This is a genomic window from Kitasatospora sp. NPDC096140 (assembly GCF_040303045.1).
In the GTDB taxonomy this organism is placed as follows: Bacteria; Actinomycetota; Actinomycetes; order Streptomycetales; family Streptomycetaceae; genus Kitasatospora.
Window position 1 is genome coordinate 1 of record NZ_JBEOUW010000115.1, and the last position, 1,032, is coordinate 1,032.

At 72.6% G+C, this 1,032-nt stretch carries 1 protein-coding gene; it reads right to left on the minus strand.

Annotated elements, in window-relative coordinates; genetic code table 11:
* Nucleotides 1-104: 104 nt before the first annotated feature.
* The gene (locus ABT048_RS41660) at nt 105-806 is read right to left on the minus strand and encodes a S1 family peptidase (RefSeq protein ID WP_350526865.1); all 702 of its coding nucleotides are present in this window, start codon (nt 804-806) and stop codon (nt 105-107) included.
* Between the last annotated feature and the right edge of the window lie 226 nt (nt 807-1,032).

Genomic DNA, 1,032 nt, shown 5'->3' on the forward strand with positions numbered 1-1,032 from the left:
GCACATCCAACTTCGGCCCAACCTGATTGAGGGATGCCTGGCCGGCACCGGTCTCTCACTTACCCCACCGACTCCACCCTGAAAGCCTCAGTAACAAAGCACTACTAGGACAGCAGCTTTGCGGGGACGTCGGTGGCGCGGGTGAACACCGAGACCGGGTGCTGGGTGTCGCAGTACTTGTTGCCGGTGGAGACCACACCGACCACCACACCGTCGACCACCAGCGGCCCGCCCGAGTCCCCCTTGCAGACGCTGTCCGTCGTGCCGGCCCGCGGCAGGCCGCAGACCTTGAGCAGCGGGGAGTCGTCGGGCGAGGTGTACGGGTCGCAGGAGGCCGGCGGAGCCAGCGTCAGGACCGCCTGCTTGAGGTGCGTGCCGGGGCCGTCCGAGCCGGTGCGGCCGAACCCCAGCAGGGTGGCCGTGCGGCCGTAGCGGTACAGCGCGTCGTCCCCCTGCCGTGCCACCCGGACCGGCTTCTGCGACAGCGGGCAGTCCAGGGTGAGGACGGCGGAGTCGTGGTCCAGGCCGGTGGTGTAGCGGGGGTCCACCCGGTAGGCCTTCACCCGGCGGACCTGGCCGGAGGTGCCGGTCAGGTCGGTGCGCCCGGCGATCACCCGCAGCGAGCCCGGGTCGTCCGCCTCGGCGACGCAGTGGCCCGCGGTCAGTACCTTGGTCGGCGCGATCAGCGCGCCGGTGCACCACTGCTCACCCGCGGCGGTCTGCAGGGCCACGGCGAACGGGTGGGACGCGGTCGTGGTGTCCGATCCGCCGTGGACGGCGGCGGCCGGGGCGGCCGCGGCGGCCACCAGGGGCGGCGGCAGCGGTCAGCAGGACGGTGAGGGGGCGTCGGGTCGAGGTGCGCATGAAAGGGCTTCCTCCCGGGTTCGAGTGCTGGGTGGTCGGGTCGTTCGGTGGCCTGTCCGGGCTCGGGTGTCGCTCGGGTTCGGTGCCGATCGCCGTCGGACCACAGACTGCTCCGGGATCCGTCCCGCCCGCCGGCCCTGCCCGGCGATCCGGGATGCTGGAACAGCG